Origin of the sequence: Vibrio sp. 1641 (genome assembly GCF_033339995.1) — a bacterium.
GTDB classification, from domain to species: Bacteria; Pseudomonadota; Gammaproteobacteria; order Enterobacterales; family Vibrionaceae; genus Vibrio; species Vibrio alginolyticus.
This window is the reverse complement of record NZ_JAWOVP010000320.1, coordinates 1-602: the sequence shown is the minus strand read 5'-3', so window position 1 is coordinate 602 and position 602 is coordinate 1. Positions and strand designations below refer to the sequence as shown.

1 protein-coding gene is annotated in these 602 nt (G+C 48.8%); it reads left to right on the top strand.

Annotation, left to right across the window (positions count from 1 at the left end; translation table 11 throughout):
* Nucleotides 1-602: glutamate synthase central domain-containing protein (locus R7Z47_RS25755; protein ID WP_318130881.1), on the top strand; the 602-nt coding region annotated here is incomplete at both ends.

The following is a 602-nucleotide window of genomic DNA, read 5'->3' as shown; positions in this document are numbered from 1 at the left end:
TTAGTGATCTAGCTGAACAAGTGGTGCGTGATGGTACCGTTTTAGCGGTTATTTCTGACCGCGCATTAGTCAAAGGCAAATTGCCAATTCCAGCCGCCATGGCTGTCGGCGCCGTGCAAACTCGCTTAGTTACAGCCAACCTTCGTTGTGATGCCAACAGCGTCGCGGAAACCGCAACCGCACGTGACCCTCCTCAATTTGCCGTATTGCTAGGCTTTGGCGCTACGGCGGTTTATCCGTATCTAGCTTATGAAGCGTTAGGCAAGTTGATTGACGATGGTGCCCTAGATAAAGACTACCGCGATGTTATGCAGAACTATCAGTATGGCATCAACAAAGGCTTGTACAAAATCATGTCGAAGATGGGTATTTCGACCATCGCCTCCTACCGTTGCTCACAATTGTTCGAAGCCGTTGGATTGAGCCGGCAAGTGGTCGACTTGTGCTTTAAAGGCGTAACCACTCGCATCGAAGGCGCAAACTTTGATGATTTCCAACAAGATTTAACCAACTTGTCCCGCAAGGCGTGGGCAAAACGTAAATCGATTGAACATGGTGGATTACTCAAATACGTACATGGCGGTGAGTACCATGCCTACAAC